Here is a 15,426-nt window from a genome sequence, read left to right as displayed (position 1 = left end):
TTTTTTCGTACAGACTAGCTAATTTAGAATGATTGCGTTTAGGGGCTATAGTCTAGCCCCATAAAGGCTTTGAACGTTTTCGGAGATGTCTATTGGATTACATTGGAAGCAGATACTAGCTTTAATCCCTGCTTCACCTATGTTATTATTAAATATTATTTCTGATTATGCGTCACAACGAGATTTAGTTCATCATTACTCATTACCCATTTTCCCTTTCATTATTGTATGACTAATATATTCTCTGAAAGAATATCAGCAAGAAAATAAGAGGCGTTGGTTGAAACCTAAAATATTAATAATCTCTGCTATTGTTTCTTTTTTAGTTTTAGCTAAATATGATTTTTTCGTAACCCGTTATTTATCAAATTTACCTAATCTTCCTTCTCTATATACTGCTGTAAGCTTAGTTAAAACTAAGGAAAGTGTTTTAACTACAGCAAATATCGCTCCCCATTTAGCTAAACGTCAAACTATTAAGTTAATTAATCAAGAATGGAAGTTGGAAAAAGATAATGAAATCTTTAAATACATAGTTTTATATTTAATAAATAATAAACCTGAGTTTAATCCTGATTTAATATACCAACTGAGAAACAGTTCTAGTTTTAAACTTGTGTACGAAGCTAGTGACGTTTATTTGTTTGTAAAGGTATGATACAGAAATTTTCCTTTGCATAAAGTATGTTTAATGTTGCAGATATCGCTCCTCCATGCCAACGTTACCCTGTAAGCCGCCTGTGTGTACCAGCAGCAAGCGATCGCCTTTACAAAAAAATCCCTGTTTTAGTAAATCCATCACTCCGTAAAACATTTTGGCAGTATACACGTAATCAAGGGGTATGCCATGTTCCTGTGTGAACTGCTGGCTGAACAGTAGCAGCTTATCATTCACCTTTGCATAGCCGCCAAAGTGGTAATCACATACCAATTCCCAGGAAGCGGGAGAACTATATGGTGTGGATAAACCAGAGGCGAGGTAATTTGTCAATAAACTTTCGATTTCTTGTGCAAGAAATGCCCCATTTTTTAATACAGGAAAAGCGATCGCTCTTTGTCCTTCATACAACGAAAGCGTAATCCCCGCTAGTGTGGTAGCTGTACCGCAGGCTACGCATACACGATTAAATGCGTAGGCGTAGCCACCCGTAGGCATCGCATCGCCAATTATCTCTGTACAGCCGCGCACACCATTTAAATTACTCCCGCCTTCGGGAATGATAAACACCTCACCGAGGCGTTGTTGCAGATATTCCTGTAGCGCTGCTGTGTTGCGCTGTCGATACATTTCGCGGTTAAGGTATACAAGCTGCATACCCTGTTGGACAGCAAAACTCAGCGTCGGGTTTAGTGGTAGCGTCTCTTCTCCACGAATTACACCAATGGTACGAAAACCGAAAAGATTACCAGCCGCCGCAGTTGCATAGATGTGATTGGAATAAGCACCGCCAAAGGTTAGCAGTGTCGTGAAATGTTTCTCCTTGGCCTCTAAAAGATTGTATTTCAGCTTGAACCATTTGTTGCCGTTAACCAACGGGTGCATCAAATCCAGGCGCAGCACATACAGATCGACACCAGCGTGACGGGCGATTTCGCTGTTGATTTTTTGTATGGGAGGAGGAAAAAATATTAACGACATCCGTAAAGATTCTAACTGATTATTTACATTTTCTCACATTCATTATTGATGGTAAACATTGAGTAATTCAATGGTAAATCAATCTAAATGATGAATAAAAGTTTCTGATGATTAGCTTTAGAAATTAGCATTTTACTAATTGAGTATTTCAGGTAAATATAAGAAACATCAAGCTCGCTTCATATAACAATCTTTTTGGAGAAAACAAATGGTCGCACTCATACAGCCCACTCAAGTTACTCCCAACCCAGGACGTTTGACAGTTGAAACTGTTGAAATTGCTCCTCAAACGACTGCTATTCGTTGTCTAGACTGGGATAGAGAACGTTTTGATGTCGAGTTTGGTCTACGGAATGGTACGACTTATAATTCTTTCTTAATTCAGGGAGAAAAGGTTGCCTTAGTTGACACATCTCACCGTAAGTTCGAGCAATTATATCTTGAGATAGTGGTGGGATTAATCGATCCAACTAAAATAGATTACTTAATTCTTAGCCACACAGAACCAGACCACAGTGGCTTAGTAAAAAATATTCTGCAATTAGCTCCTTCCATTACTATTGTCGGTGCTAAGGTAGCTATTCAATTTTTAGAAAATATGGTTCACCAGCCTTTTAAATCAATGCAGGTGAAAAGTGGAGAACGATTAGATTTAGGTAACGGGCACGAATTAGAATTTATCTCTGCACCTAACTTACACTGGCCTGACACAATCTTTACTTACGATCGCAAAACTAGTACTCTCTACACCTGTGATGTGTTTGGGATGCACTACTGTGATGACCACACCTATGATGAAAATCTCACCTTACTTGAGGAAGACTTTCAATATTATTATGATTGTCTGATGGGTCCCAATGCTCGGTCTGTCTTGGCAGCTTTAAAACGGATTGAAAAATTAGAAATAACAACAGTTGCTACAGGACATGGCCCTTTATTACAACATTATATCCCCGAATGGCTTGGGCGGTATCAAAACTGGAGTTTAGAGCAAGCAAAAACAGAGACATTAATAGCTCTATTTTATGTTGAAGATTATGGTTATAGCGAGCAGTTAGTCCGTACCATAGCTCATGGATGCGCGAAAACAGGTGCGGCGGTAGAATTAGTTCCTCTTAATAGTTCTGAGCCTCAAGAAGTTCGAGAGTTAGTGGCACAATCTTCTGGTTTAGTAATTGCGATGCCACCCCAATCTTCGGTGATGGTTCAAGCGGCTTTAAGCACTATTTTAGCTGCTGTTCACAAGAAACAGGCAATTGGTTTATTAGAGTCTGGAGGTGGAGAAGATGAACCAATTTATCCTTTACGTAATAAGTTTCAAGAACTGGGATTAACTGAAGCTTTTCCTCCTATCTTAGTTAAGGAAATTCCTACTCAAGCGACGGAACAGCTTTGTGATGAAGCAGGGACAGATTTAGGTCAATGGTTGAATCGCGATCGCACCATTAAACAGATCAAATCTATCAATACCGAGTTAGAGAAAGCTTTAGGGCGGATTACCACAGGATTATACATCATCACCGCCAAAAAAGGGGAAATTCAGAGTGCGATGTTGGCTTCTTGGGTGACACAAGCCAGTCTTGAGCCTTTAGGAGTTGCGATCGCAGTATCCAAAGACCGGGCAATTGAATCCTTGATGCACGTTGGCGATCGCTTTGTTCTAAATGTTTTAGAAGAGGGCAAATATCAAGGATTAATGAAACATTTCCTCAAGCGTTTCGCTCCTGGTGCAGATAGATTTGCTGGGGTGAAAACATATCCAGCTAAAAATGAATCGCCGGTTTTAGCTGAAGCTCTAGCTTACATGGAATGTGAAATTACTAGCCGTATGGATTGTGGAGATCATTGGGTAATTTATAGCACAGTCCAAACTGGAAGAGTCGCCAAACTAAATGCACTTACTGCCGCCCATCACCGCAAAATTGGCAATCATTACTAATTAGTCATTGTTCATTGGTCATTAGTTATTGGTTATTTTGCTTGTCTTCCTCCTTTTCACAACTCCTCAATTCTAACTCTTCACTCCCAGAAAACTATGTATAAATCTGTTGAAGATACCTCAATTAGTATGTACGAAATTAATCGAGGGCGCGTTGTGCGAAGCTTGGAATTTATCCAAGATTTAATTGTAATTTCTCTGTGCATCGGTTTATTTAGCTTCATGGTACTTCAGGTGAGAGATATGTTTCTCTCCTTACTTCCACCTCTAGATTTTCATGCTGTGACTGCCGATATTCTCTTTTTACTTATCTTAGTCGAGCTATTCCGATTGCTGATTATTTACCTACAAGAACATCGCGTATCAATTGGGGTAGCTGTTGAAGTTTCTATTGTTTCCGCTTTGCGAGAAGTAATTGTTAAAGGTATTCTAGAAACTAATTGGAGTCAAATTTTAGCAACTTGTGCCTTTTTATTAGTCCTGGGAATACTACAGTTCCTCCGAGTTTGGCTACCCCCTACCTTTGAAGGTATCGACCCAGAACAAGAAATATCTAAACGCTATAGAAGCCGACCTAAGTCTGAATTAACACAAACCAATGGTCATTAATAGGAAGCAGGGGGGCAGGGGAGCAGGGGAGAGAATAGACCTCTTGCAACAATCCTTGAATCACCCCTCCCCTTGTGAAGGCTACGGTATACACACATCTCTGTACAAATCCAAAATCGTTGGAGATCCCCCTAAATCCCCCGATAAATTGGGGGACTTTAAGAAACTTTTGCCCCCCAATTTATCGGGGGGTTGGGGGGATCAAAAGCTTATGAGGCAACTCTAGAAGACTTGTGTGTACACCGTAGCCTTGTGAAGAGGAGGGCGCAAAATTTCAAGTTTCCCCCCAATATATCGGGGGATTAAGGGGGTCTATTCTACTTATGCAAAAGGTCTAATAAAAAATTACCTCTTTCCCCTCTGCTCCCGGTTACTGAGCGAAGCCGTTCGCGCAGCGTCTCGTAGAGAAGTACTGCCTCTTGTGCGCCATGCCCAATTCCCAATTTCCAATTCCCAATTAAAAGAGATTATTATGTCTGTTGCAACATTAACGCCCAACCATAGCAGAGATGTACAAGTTGCTGAAATTGGTAAAAATACTCTGATTTTACGATCGCGGACTTGGGACAGACTAAAATTTGAGGTGGAGTATTCCCGCCAACGGGGAACTACAGCGAATTCTTATCTGATTCAAGCTGATAAAAAGGCTTTAATTGACCCTCCCGGCGAATCGTTTACCGAAATTTACCTTGAGCAACTTGCACAACGTCTAGATTTCATTACCCTAGATTACATTGTTCTCAGTCATGTCAACCCCAACCGCAGAGCAACCTTACAAGTATTGCTCTCTCTGGTTCCTCAAGCTACTCTAATTTGTTCTCGCCCCGCCGCCAATGCTCTCAAAAGCGCTTTTCCCGAATTTGAATCACCTATTCAAGCGATGCGATCGCAGGATACTCTAGATTTAGGACAAGGACATCTTCTATCATTTGTCACCGTACCAACTCCCCGGTGGGCGGATGGACTTTGTACTTATGATTCTGCAACAAAAATTCTCTACACAGATAAACTTTTCGGCGCTCATATTTGCGAAGATCCTTTATTTGATGAAGATTGGAAGGGATTAGATGCGGAACGTCGTTATTATTTTGAATGTCTCCATGCGCCCCAAGCCAAACAAGTTGAAGTAGCTTTAGATAAAATCTCGGTTTTGGGAGCCAGATGTTATGCCCCAGCACACGGGCCAGTTGTCCGTTACAGCCTCAGCCGTTTTACTTATGATTACCGTCAATGGTGTCAAGGACAAAAATCTCAAGAATTGAGTGTCGCTTTGCTTTATGCTTCTGCTTATGGAAATACAGCAATTATGGCAAATGCGATCGCACAAGGTTTAATCCAAAATGGCGTAAATGTACAATCAATCAACTGTGAATTAGCCGATTCTGCTGAGATTAACCGCATTGTCGAAACTTGCGACGGCTTGATTATCGGTTCACCCACATTAGGCGGCCATGCACCGACTCAAATTCAAACAGCTTTAGGAATAGTTCTCTCTGTGGCGGCTAAAACTAAGTTAGCAGGGGTGTTTGGTTCTTATGGTTGGAGTGGAGAGGCAATAGATTTAATCGAAAGCAAGCTCAAAGATGCTAATTATCAACTAGGGTTTGAAACAATTCGCGTGCGTTTCAGCCCTACTCCTGAGATTCTTCAGCAGTGTCAAGAAGCAGGGGCTTTCTTTGCCCAAAACTTGAAGAAAACTAAAAAGCTGCGTAGTTCTCGCCAGGTTGTGACAGAAACTCATGTAGATCGTACCGAACAAGCGGTAGGGCGGATTGTTGGTTCTCTGTGTGTTGTGACAACTCGTGATGAAGAAACTCACAAAGGGGTTTTAACTTCTTGGGTATCTCAGGCAACTTTTAACCCACCAGGAATTATGATTGCGATCGCTAACGAGCAGAATGCAGAGTTAATGCATCATCCTGGTGATAAATTTGTGCTGAATATCCTCAAAGAAGGAAGAAATGTGCGCCGCTATTTTTCTCGTCATAGCACTTTAGGCGATAATCCCTTTGCAAATCTTGCTACAAAAACTGCTGATAATGGTTGTTTGATTTTGAATGAGGCATTAGCCTATTTAGAATGTACAGTGCAAAATCAGCTTGAATGTGGCGATAGATGGTTAATTTATGCCGTCATCAATCACGGTGAAGTGTTGGAAAATAATGGTGTTACTGCTTTGGAGCATCGGAAATCTGGCAGCTATTATTAACTAATTTGTAATTCGTCTTGGGTTTAATTTTTCCACGCACTCTTGGAAACGAAAGCGAGTACGTCGATTCTTCTGTAAGGCTAGGGTGTACACACAAGTCTTTTAAAGAATCTTATTGTTTTGACTAACAATGCCATTGTTCCGGCTGACAATGGCATTGTTTTGCGTAACAATATGATTGTTTCAGATGACATGCTATTGTTCCGGCTGACAATACGATTGTTTTGGCTGATAATGCCATTGTTCCGGCTGACAATACGATTGTTTCGGCTAACAATGCCATTGTTCCGGCTAACAATGCAATTGTTTTGACGTTTTTTAGGAACTTTACCCGTTGTCAGCTAATCTTTGTGCCAATCCCCTATACCCAATATTGCGATCTAAGATTGTTGGGTATCTTATAAATTGCGATCGCCACTATACCGATGATCGAAGTTGAACATCTAAGTAAAATATACGGCTCCACCCCAGCGATTACTGATGTTACTTTTAGCGTCGAACCTGGGGAAATTTTAGGGCTTCTTGGCCCCAATGGCGCTGGAAAAACCACAACCATGCGGATTCTGGCTGGTTATTTACCGGCAACAAATGGAAATGCCCGAATTGCTGGTTATGATGTCCATGAAAATTCCCTGGCTGTGCGCCAACGAATTGGTTACTTACCCGAAACACCGCCGTTATATCCAGATATGACGGTTGAGGGATTTTTGCATTTTGTCGCCCAAATTAAGGGAGTTCCAGCAGGCGATCGCGCTAACAAGGTATTAGCCGCCATCAAACGCTGCAACTTAGAAGATAAGCAGCGGGTAATTATTCGCAAACTCTCTAAAGGATACCGCCAACGTGTCGGAATTGCTCAAGCGATCGTCCACGATCCACCAGCGATTATTCTCGATGAACCCACCGTTGGACTCGATCCTCGACAAATAATTGAGGTGCGGAATTTAATTAAAAGCCTCGCTGGTACTCACACAATTATCCTTTCCACGCACATTCTGCCAGAAGTGAGCATGACTTGTAGCCGCGTCGCCATCATCAATCGCGGTAAAGTTGTGGCAACGAATACACCAGAAAACTTGATGACTCAGTTGACAGGTGGCTCAGGGTATGAATTAGAAATAGAAGGAGAAGCCGCCCTAGCGAAACAGGTATTGCAAAATGTTCCAGGTGTGAGTTTGATAGAATCGATTCCCACAGCCGGAGGACATCAACCGCAGACAAATCGCGCTTACCTACGCGTGATATCGCAACCGGGAAAAGAACCAGGAAAAGATATTGTTGCCACATTAGTGCGTGCAGGATTTGGTTTACATGAACTGCGGCGAGTCAACGCTACCTTAGAAGATGTATTCTTGCAACTAACCACAGAAGAAAAAAATTTCGATCCTGAGGTAGACTTAGCAGCAGACAAAGAAGGAGAAGCAGCGTAAATGGGTATAGTGCTGAGTAATATTATTGCCATTTATCGCCGAGAGTTACAGAGTTATTTTGTATCGCCTTTAGCTTATGCGATCGCAGGCATATTTTGGTTCATCGCCGGATTATTCTTCGTGATGATTTTGCTAGGGCCAGACGGCATTTTGGTAGGAGTTGCGGCAATAGATGCACAAGGGCAACAACTCGGAGTGCCAACACCGCCGATTGATGTCCCCTACGAATTTGTCCGAGCATTTTTGGATCGTATGGGGTGGCTATTGTTATTTATCTTGCCGATTCTCTCAATGGGACTTTATGCCGAAGAACGGAAGCGCGGCACTTTAGAACTATTAGCCACGTCACCAATCACCAATTGGGCAGTAGCAGTAGGTAAGTTATTAGGCGTGCTAACATTTTTTACCACGATGGTTGTACCCATGCTAGTGTTGGAGGCGATCGCAATCAGTGGATCGAATCCACCAATGGCATTCTCAATTCCCTTGCTGGGTCATTTTGGATTAATCTTACTAGCAGCAGCAATTTTATCTGTAGGAATGTTTATTTCCTCCTTAACAGACAGTACAATTCTGTCTGCTGTCTTCACATTTGCAGTAATTTTATTATTGTTATTAATTGATTTAATCGCCAGAATTGTCCCTGGCCCAGTAGGTGAAGCTTTAGGTTATCTGTCGTTGCTGAAAAATTACAACACCTTAATTCAAGGAATTTTTGATACCAGCGCCTTAATTTTATTCGCCAGTTACATTTTTTTGGGCATCTTTCTCACCGCCCAATCAATTGATGCACTGCGCTTTCAAAGGCAATAGTCATTTGACAAATTATGAAGATAGTTGCAAAAAAGAAACTGTGGAAATATTTGTTTTGGTTTGGCCCGTTCCTAATTGCCGTTGGCTTAACAGTTGGGTTAGTCTCTGAACAGTGGGGATTAATTCCATTAGCATTTATGATTGCGGGAATTGCCATTAGTGGGTTTGGAATAATATGGCAAAGCTATGAGACTAACTGGTGGAAACGTCGTTCTACCCAAGCCGGAACTAATGCCTTAGTAGCAACTTTAGCAGTGTTGGCAATTTTGGGATTGATTAACTTTTTAGGTACTCGCTACCACTTGCGGGCAGACTTAACAGAAAGTCAATTATTTACCCTTGCGCCTCAGTCACGAGAATTAGTGAGTGTTTTACCACAACCAGTTAAAGTGTGGGTATTTGATATTAACCAAAATCCCCAAGACCGAGAATTACTAGAAAATTATCAACGGCAAAGCTCAAAATTTAAATATGAATACATCGACCCACAAGCTAGACCAGGACTTGCAGAAAAGTTTGGTGTCAAAGATTATGGGGAAGTTTATTTAGAATCTGGAGATAAACGGCAATTAGTACAAACAGTAAATCAAAATGAGCGTTTGTCAGAAATTAGATTAACTAGTCGGCTGCAACAACTAACAAATTCAACCACAGCCAAAGTTTACTTACTGCAAGGTCATGGCGAACGCCAACTTTCGCCTGGTAAAGATGCAATATCACAAGCAGTTCAGGGATTAGGTGACAAAAATTTCACAACATCACCCTTGAATTTAGGAGAAACTTCTAAAGTTCCTCAAGATGCGGCTGTAGTAATAGTAGCTGGCCCCAAGCGAGGACTATTTGAAGGCGAAGTCAAAGCTTTGCAAGAATATCTTAATCGCGGCGGTAACTTACTGCTGATGATCGATCCGAATACCGATCCCAAACTTAACAGCTTGCTACAAGAGTGGGGTGTTCGTCTGGATAATCGTTTAGCAGTCGATGTCTCTGGCGAAAGCGTCGTAGGACTTGGCCCTGCTGCACCCTTAGTCACAGCATACGGTCAACATCCAATTACCAAAGATTTCGGTAACGGTAATTCTTTTTATCCGATTTCCCGACCACTGGAAATTACCTCTGTACCTGGTGTTCAGGCTACTCCACTGCTACGAACTAAACCCTATCCCAGCAGTTGGGCAGAAAGCGACCTCCAAAGCGAAAAATTAGAGTTTAATGAAGGTAAAGACCTAAAAGGGCCTTTAACCTTGGGTGTTGCTTTAACAAGAAAACAAGCAGCTAAATCTGCTTCCATTCCCCAAGCTGCACCGACACCTTCACCCCTACCATCACCAACCACTCAAAACAAAACTAGCCCCACTCCTTCCGCCTCCCGCAGTACTTTGCAAGCTTCACCCCTGCCATCACCAACTACTAAAGGCAAAGCTAGCCCCACTCCTTCCACCTCCCGCAGCACTCCGCAAGCTTCACCTTTGCCATCACCAACCACCCAAGGTAAAGCTACCCCCACTCCCACATCTGCGGCTACTACTTCTCCAACTCCTTCATCTCAAACAGCTACCGAATCACGCTTAGTAGTTTTAGGAAATTCCAATTTCGCCACCGATGGCTTGTTTCAACAGCAATTAAATGGGGATGTATTCCTCAACTCAGTTACTTGGCTTAGTCAACAGGATCAGCAACCCCTTTCCATTCGCCCCAAAGAACCGAAAAACCGTCGGATAAGCCTGACAACCACACAAGGTAATTTTTTAATATTGTCATCTCTGTTAATTTTGCCTTTAATTGGGTTTGCGATCGCAGTTATTATCTGGTGGAAACGACGGTAAAAAGTGAGTTAGGAGTTAGGAGTTATAAATACTAACTCTTCACCAATAACAAATGACAAATGACTAAAAAATGAAATTGCCGAGAACGACTTTAATTTTGATACTGCTAATGCTGGGTTTAGGCGCTTTTGTTTACTTCCATGAAATTCGGGGTGCGACTGTGCGAGAAGAAGTCAAGGAACAAAAGCAGAAAATTTTCTCTTTTGCCGCAGATGATGTGCAATCTCTAACAGTCAAGACAAAAAAACTCACCCTGAATTTAGAACGTAACCCTGAACCTAGTAACCCCAAGTGGGTAATCAAATCTCCCATATCGGGCCCAGCCAATGATGCCATTGTTTCTTATTTAATGGATTTGTTGGTCAAAGGTAATAGCGATCGCACCTTATCAACTCCAACAAAAGAACTTGGACAATTTGCCCTAGATAAACCCCCAGCAACCATCAATATCACCCTAAAAAACAGACAAAGCCATCAGTTGATTTTGGGTAAATCTAACTTTAACGGTCGTTTCTTGTATGCTCAAGCTGATGCGCCTGCTAAACCCGATGGAAATATAAATGTGCTGTTGGTATCTACAGATTTTGCAAATGCCGTGAATCGGGATTTATCAGAGTGGCAGCAACCGGTAGATAATAGTCAGAAACTACCTCCGCTCACCATTCCTAAACCAAGTCCGATAAATAGCAAATAATTAATTACAAAATCTGGCGATATTATGACAAATCCGACAGCAACATTGCTGATTTCCTGCCCAGATCAACGGGGACTGGTGGCAAAATTTGCCAATTTCATCTATTCTAACGGTGGTAATATTATTCATGCAGATCAGCATACAGATTTTGCTGCTGGGTTATTTATCACCCGCATTGAATGGCAGCTAGAGGGGTTTAATTTACCGCGAGAATTTATTGCTCCGGCTTTTAATTCCATTGCTCAACCTCTTAGTGCAAAGTGGGAAATACGTTTTTCTGATACAGTACCACGCATTGCTATTTGGGTAAGTCGGCAAGACCATTGTCTATTTGATTTAATTTGGAGACAACACGCTAAAGAATTTGTGGCTGAAATTCCTTTAATTATAAGTAACCATTCTAATTTAAAGGTAGTTGTAGAACAATTTAATATCGACTTTCAGCACGTTAATATTACTAAAGACAATAAATCAGAACAAGAAGCCCAACAACTAGAATTACTCCACCAGTACAAAATAGATTTAGTTGTATTGGCGAAATATATGCAAATTGTTAGTGCAGATTTTATTAATCAATTTCCACAAATTATTAATATACATCATTCATTTTTACCAGCTTTTATCGGTGCAAATCCCTATCACCGAGCTTTTGAACGTGGGGTAAAAATTATTGGTGCGACGGCGTATTATGCCACTGCTGATTTAGATGCAGGGCCAATTATTGAACAGGATGTAGTGCGAGTTAGTCACCGTGATGAAGTAGATGATTTGGTGAGAAAAGGCAAAGATTTGGAGAGAGTTGTATTAGCAAGAGCAGTGCGATCGCACTTACAAAATCGTGTATTAGTCTATGGAAATAGGACAGTGGTATTTGAGTGATTTTTAAAATTTAATTTTGTGTTACTCTGCACATGCAGATTTTTTTGTGTAGCCGCGAATTCTATTTGATAGAACTTATGCTGACACTAACATCAATGACATCTGTGTTAACCCACGCTAAGGTTTGATTAGCTGAAGATTTCTGTATGTTCTTAGGAAACTTTTTTTAGCTTCTTCTCAGTGAATTTGGATAGCTTATTCCGTTTGAGTGCTGAACCAGCGCAGAGAGTACCGAGAGCGAGTAAGCTAAGAATTGAGGTGGGTTCAGGAACAGTGATTATGGTTGCAGAAAAACTAATGGGTAACTCACTATCTTCCGTCCCAAAATTTTCCGACCCTAGTGTAATTGGCGGTGCAGAAAAAACCTCTAAATAACCCGGTGTTGGCAAAAAGTTAGCGAAAAACGGACTAGAATAGTTTCCCCCCGATGTAGAATACCCAAAACCATCAATTGTTAACTGCTGAGTATTAAGACTAATTAAATTGTCAACATTAAAAGGTTCGTTCCCTGGTATTGGAGTTCCGGCAGGTTGTAGACCAGTAATTGTTTCACCATTTCGTGTACCAGTAATTCCAGAAATCAGGTAAAAACCTAAATTGTTAGGGGTATTGTTTGTTGTGAAAGTACCGTTTGCTGCTATGCCAGTACCAGAATAATTCCAGTTCCAACTTAAAGCAGAGGCAGCTTGCATTGTGCCGAAAACTAATCCAGATGTTGCGCCGAAGGCTGTGACAGATAGTAGAGCTAGAGTTTTCATGGAACTTTTCAGTGCAATTGTTTTCAGCATAGTCAGGAAGAATCGGCTCCTGTCAATTGAGTTAAGCTACAGTGCAATCCAAAACAAATGGTAGTATAACACCAAATATACCTATTTATATAGATAAATAAGATTTTGTTACTGAATGATAAAACTTATGCATTTGTATTGTTTGCTAAAAAGAAACAAAAATATCTCCAAAATCTATGATTTTTTTTTGAGATATTTAATCAAGTCAAACTGAATTAAATTATACGCTAATCTTATTGGTAACAAGCCTTGGTTTCAGATAATTGTAATTTCTTAAATGACTCTTATTGTTTAACTCAATTTACCGATATGCATTAATTTAATGGGATGCTTATCGGCTAGTTAACAGGCTGTTTCAGGAGATTGATAAAGGTCGTTGATACAGAAGTTATGCTGTATCTCCGCCTGTCGTAGACATCGCTTTATAATGAAATATTAAGCTGCACTCAAAAAACTCTCAATGAGCCAGACTACTTTAAATTTAGTTGCAATATCTATCTTTCTCATGACCCTATCGGTACTGCTGGGGCCATTCTTAAATTTATCGCCAGCAGTGCCGGCACTTGCTACTTTCACCATCTTAGGCATAGCGACGTTAGATAGTTTTAGCTTGCAAGGCAAGGGTGGTACTATCTTTTTAGATTGGATTGCTGGTTTTTCAAGCGAACACCGCGATCGCATCGTCCACCACGAAGCAGGGCATTTTTTGGTTGCTTACCTGCTGGGGATTCCCGTTACCGGCTACACACTCAGCGCTTGGGAAGCCTGGAAACAGGGGCAACCTGGGCAAGGTGGTGTTAGCTTTGACGATCGCGAATTAGCATCTCAATTAGAAGTGGGTAAAATCACCGCCCAAATGCTAGACCGCTACTCCACTGTTTGGATGGCGGGTATTGCTGCTGAAACCCTAGTTTTTAATAATGCTGAGGGTGGTGCTGATGATAAAAGCAAGCTGATAGGAGTCTTGACAATTTTGGGCTTTTCTGAATCAGTTTATCAACATAAACTGCGGTTTCATGCCCTCCAAGCAAAAACCCTACTGCAAGAAAATTGGTCTAGTTATGAAGCTTTAGTTAATGCCATGCGACAACGCGCTTCGGTAGAAGATTGTCATGCTGAGTTAGGAATGGGGAATGACAAATGACAAATCCCTACTTTTATGAAGAAACAGCTTTTAAATGTGAGACATGAGATAAGTACTTCGAGTGAATAACTCGATTACGCCCAGCATTTTTAGCCTGTAACAGATACTGATCGGCGCGATTCAGTAGACTCTCTCCTTGTTCATCATCATCAGCTTGCAGACTAGCTGTACCTAGACTGATAGTGATATTAATTGTCAGTTTATTACTGAGTGCAAATGGTTCCTCGCTGACTACGCGATTAAGACGACGGGCTACTAATAGTGCTTCCTCATCAGTAGTGTTAGCCAAAAGAATCACAAACTCTTCGCCACCATAGCGAAATGCTGTATCTTGACAACGCAGATTGTGGCGCAGACGCTGACATAATACTTGTAAAATGCGATCGCCTACTAAATGTCCGTGAGTATCATTAACTTTTTTGAAATGATCTACATCTAGAATAATCAAACTCAGAGAAGTTTTTTGAATTCTAGCTCTTTCAATTTGCCTCGGTAAGTCCCATTCTAAAGCACGACGATTATTTAATTCTGTCAACGAATCAGCTAAGGCGATCGCTGATAACATATCATTTGTCCGAATCAAATCTCGATATTTTTGTGCTTTTCGCAAGCCAACAGTCAATTGAGCAAGTATTAATCCATGATTAGCAGTCAACTCTGCCAAATTATGATCTGTTTTTTGATCGATAAGATGCCAAATATAAGCATCAGCTCCTTGCTTTAGGGCCGCAGCGCTCATCTCTAATTCTCTGTGCCAACCCTTATTTCTATCAGTAAGTTGTTGGGAACGATCCTCGAAAAGAATGCAGTATATCCAAGATAGTTTTGTCTGGTCTTTCAACCAACTGCACAGTTCCATACTGCCATCAAGACTAGCCTGCACAAGTATTATATCGGGGGGCGTTGTTTTAATCCACGACACTGCTTGATTCAGATTGTCCATATCTTCTACATGAAAAGCAGTCGCATAACGGATCTGATCTGGAAGTGTGGCGATAAAATTATTTTTTCCAAAGACCAGAATAGAAATATTCATTGCTTTATTTTTTATCCTATTTAAATTTTAAAGAAATTAATTTGAGTAACATGCTGCTATTGTTGCCTAATGCTAAATATGATTTTTTAGGCTGAGTTGTATTTCTTGATATATTATTTTTTGAACACTGAACTACATTATTTTTCCAAATTTAATCTCCTTTTAAGATATTATCTTTACTCATACAGTTTCTAAAATATCTACTTCTGACAACTAATGTCTTCCTTACAGAATATTTTTCAAACAGTAAAAATACTGAACATTATTTAGATGTATAAAAACTATTGCTGTAGTTTCTTAAGTGTTATTTACCTGATAAAATTACCAAAACAAATAGTTTGTAATAACTGTCACATTAGGTAACTAAATTTCTTTTTAGGTAGAAAATTAAGAAGATATAAAGTTTTTTAATTCAATGAT

The 15,426-nt window shown here is 40.6% G+C and carries 12 protein-coding genes and 1 pseudogene; 10 read left to right on the top strand and 3 right to left on the bottom strand.

Translation table 11 applies throughout. The features are described 5' to 3' along the window. Nucleotides 1-85 precede the first annotated feature (85 nt). Nucleotides 86-658, top strand: a pseudogene (locus V7K42_RS07445) (DUF2079 domain-containing protein). 30 nt (nt 659-688) lie between these two features. Here V7K42_RS07445 and V7K42_RS07440 read toward each other — a convergent pair. Then, nucleotides 689-1,639, bottom strand: a complete 951-nt coding sequence (locus V7K42_RS07440) for a 1-aminocyclopropane-1-carboxylate deaminase/D-cysteine desulfhydrase (RefSeq protein ID WP_334914922.1) — start codon at nt 1,637-1,639, stop codon at nt 689-691. A 208-nt stretch (nt 1,640-1,847) separates the two neighbouring features. Between V7K42_RS07440 and V7K42_RS07435 the strand changes: the two genes are divergently transcribed. The 8 genes from V7K42_RS07435 to purU all read left to right on the top strand — a co-directional run bounded on the left by V7K42_RS07435 (nt 1,848) and on the right by purU (nt 12,038). Next, complete coding sequence (locus V7K42_RS07435; protein ID WP_334914920.1) at nt 1,848-3,578, top strand: diflavin flavoprotein; 1,731 nt, start codon at nt 1,848-1,850, stop codon at nt 3,576-3,578. A 96-nt stretch (nt 3,579-3,674) separates the two neighbouring features. Beyond that, on the top strand, nt 3,675-4,187 hold the full coding sequence (locus V7K42_RS07430; protein ID WP_334914918.1) for a phosphate-starvation-inducible PsiE family protein: 513 nt from the start codon (nt 3,675-3,677) through the stop codon (nt 4,185-4,187). A 472-nt stretch (nt 4,188-4,659) separates the two neighbouring features. Next, on the top strand, nt 4,660-6,396 hold the full coding sequence (locus tag V7K42_RS07425; protein WP_334914916.1) for a diflavin flavoprotein: 1,737 nt from the start codon (nt 4,660-4,662) through the stop codon (nt 6,394-6,396). Between the two features lie 425 nt (nt 6,397-6,821). Beyond that, nucleotides 6,822-7,826, top strand: a complete 1,005-nt coding sequence (locus V7K42_RS07420) for an ABC transporter ATP-binding protein (RefSeq protein ID WP_334914914.1) — start codon at nt 6,822-6,824, stop codon at nt 7,824-7,826. Further along, entirely contained in the window at nt 7,827-8,639 is an 813-nt protein-coding gene (locus tag V7K42_RS07415) for an ABC transporter permease (RefSeq protein WP_094327316.1), read from the top strand. 14 nt (nt 8,640-8,653) lie between these two features. Continuing rightward, on the top strand, nt 8,654-10,465 hold the full coding sequence (locus V7K42_RS07410) for a GldG family protein (protein ID WP_334914912.1): 1,812 nt from the start codon (nt 8,654-8,656) through the stop codon (nt 10,463-10,465). A 70-nt stretch (nt 10,466-10,535) separates the two neighbouring features. Next, nucleotides 10,536-11,159, top strand: a complete 624-nt coding sequence (locus tag V7K42_RS07405) for a DUF4340 domain-containing protein (protein WP_334914910.1) — start codon at nt 10,536-10,538, stop codon at nt 11,157-11,159. A 24-nt stretch (nt 11,160-11,183) separates the two neighbouring features. Further along, nucleotides 11,184-12,038, top strand: a complete 855-nt coding sequence (purU, locus tag V7K42_RS07400; protein WP_334914909.1) for a formyltetrahydrofolate deformylase — start codon at nt 11,184-11,186, stop codon at nt 12,036-12,038. A gap of 152 nt (nt 12,039-12,190) precedes the next feature. Here the strand turns inward: purU and V7K42_RS07395 are convergent, their stop codons facing one another. Next, nucleotides 12,191-12,826: a PEP-CTERM sorting domain-containing protein gene (locus V7K42_RS07395; protein WP_334914907.1), complete on the bottom strand. Its 636-nt coding sequence runs from the start codon at nt 12,824-12,826 to the stop codon at nt 12,191-12,193. A 460-nt stretch (nt 12,827-13,286) separates the two neighbouring features. On the opposite strand from V7K42_RS07395, the gene V7K42_RS07390 reads away from it, so the two are divergent. Next, nucleotides 13,287-13,970 (top strand): ATP-dependent Zn protease, encoded by a 684-nt coding sequence (locus V7K42_RS07390; protein WP_334914905.1) that lies wholly within the window; start codon nt 13,287-13,289, stop codon nt 13,968-13,970. A gap of 13 nt (nt 13,971-13,983) precedes the next feature. Here V7K42_RS07390 and V7K42_RS07385 read toward each other — a convergent pair whose 3' ends face one another. Continuing rightward, the gene (locus tag V7K42_RS07385) at nt 13,984-15,006 is read right to left on the bottom strand and encodes a GGDEF domain-containing protein (protein WP_334914903.1); all 1,023 of its coding nucleotides are present in this window, start codon (nt 15,004-15,006) and stop codon (nt 13,984-13,986) included. Nucleotides 15,007-15,426: the final 420 nt, after the last annotated feature.

It is taken from the genome of Nostoc sp., assembly GCF_036917455.1.
Classification (GTDB): Bacteria; Cyanobacteriota; Cyanobacteriia; order Cyanobacteriales; family Nostocaceae; genus Nostoc.
Note: the sequence above shows the minus strand (reverse complement) of the source record. Positions and strands in the feature narration are given on the sequence as shown.

Excerpts from the sequence above, each read along its gene's own strand:
- V7K42_RS07440 (WP_334914922.1), bottom strand. The coding sequence starts at position 1,639 with ATGTCGTTAATATTTTTTCCTCCTCCCATACAAAAAATCAACAGCGAA.
- V7K42_RS07435 (WP_334914920.1), top strand. The coding sequence starts at position 1,848 with ATGGTCGCACTCATACAGCCCACTCAAGTTACTCCCAACCCAGGACGT.
- V7K42_RS07430 (WP_334914918.1), top strand. The coding sequence starts at position 3,675 with ATGTATAAATCTGTTGAAGATACCTCAATTAGTATGTACGAAATTAAT.
- V7K42_RS07425 (WP_334914916.1), top strand. The coding sequence starts at position 4,660 with ATGTCTGTTGCAACATTAACGCCCAACCATAGCAGAGATGTACAAGTT.
- V7K42_RS07420 (WP_334914914.1), top strand. The coding sequence starts at position 6,822 with ATGATCGAAGTTGAACATCTAAGTAAAATATACGGCTCCACCCCAGCG.
- V7K42_RS07415 (WP_094327316.1), top strand. The coding sequence starts at position 7,827 with ATGGGTATAGTGCTGAGTAATATTATTGCCATTTATCGCCGAGAGTTA.
- V7K42_RS07410 (WP_334914912.1), top strand. The coding sequence starts at position 8,654 with ATGAAGATAGTTGCAAAAAAGAAACTGTGGAAATATTTGTTTTGGTTT.
- V7K42_RS07405 (WP_334914910.1), top strand. The coding sequence starts at position 10,536 with ATGAAATTGCCGAGAACGACTTTAATTTTGATACTGCTAATGCTGGGT.
- purU (WP_334914909.1), top strand. The coding sequence starts at position 11,184 with ATGACAAATCCGACAGCAACATTGCTGATTTCCTGCCCAGATCAACGG.
- V7K42_RS07395 (WP_334914907.1), bottom strand. The coding sequence starts at position 12,826 with ATGCTGAAAACAATTGCACTGAAAAGTTCCATGAAAACTCTAGCTCTA.
- V7K42_RS07390 (WP_334914905.1), top strand. The coding sequence starts at position 13,287 with ATGAGCCAGACTACTTTAAATTTAGTTGCAATATCTATCTTTCTCATG.
- V7K42_RS07385 (WP_334914903.1), bottom strand. The coding sequence starts at position 15,006 with ATGAATATTTCTATTCTGGTCTTTGGAAAAAATAATTTTATCGCCACA.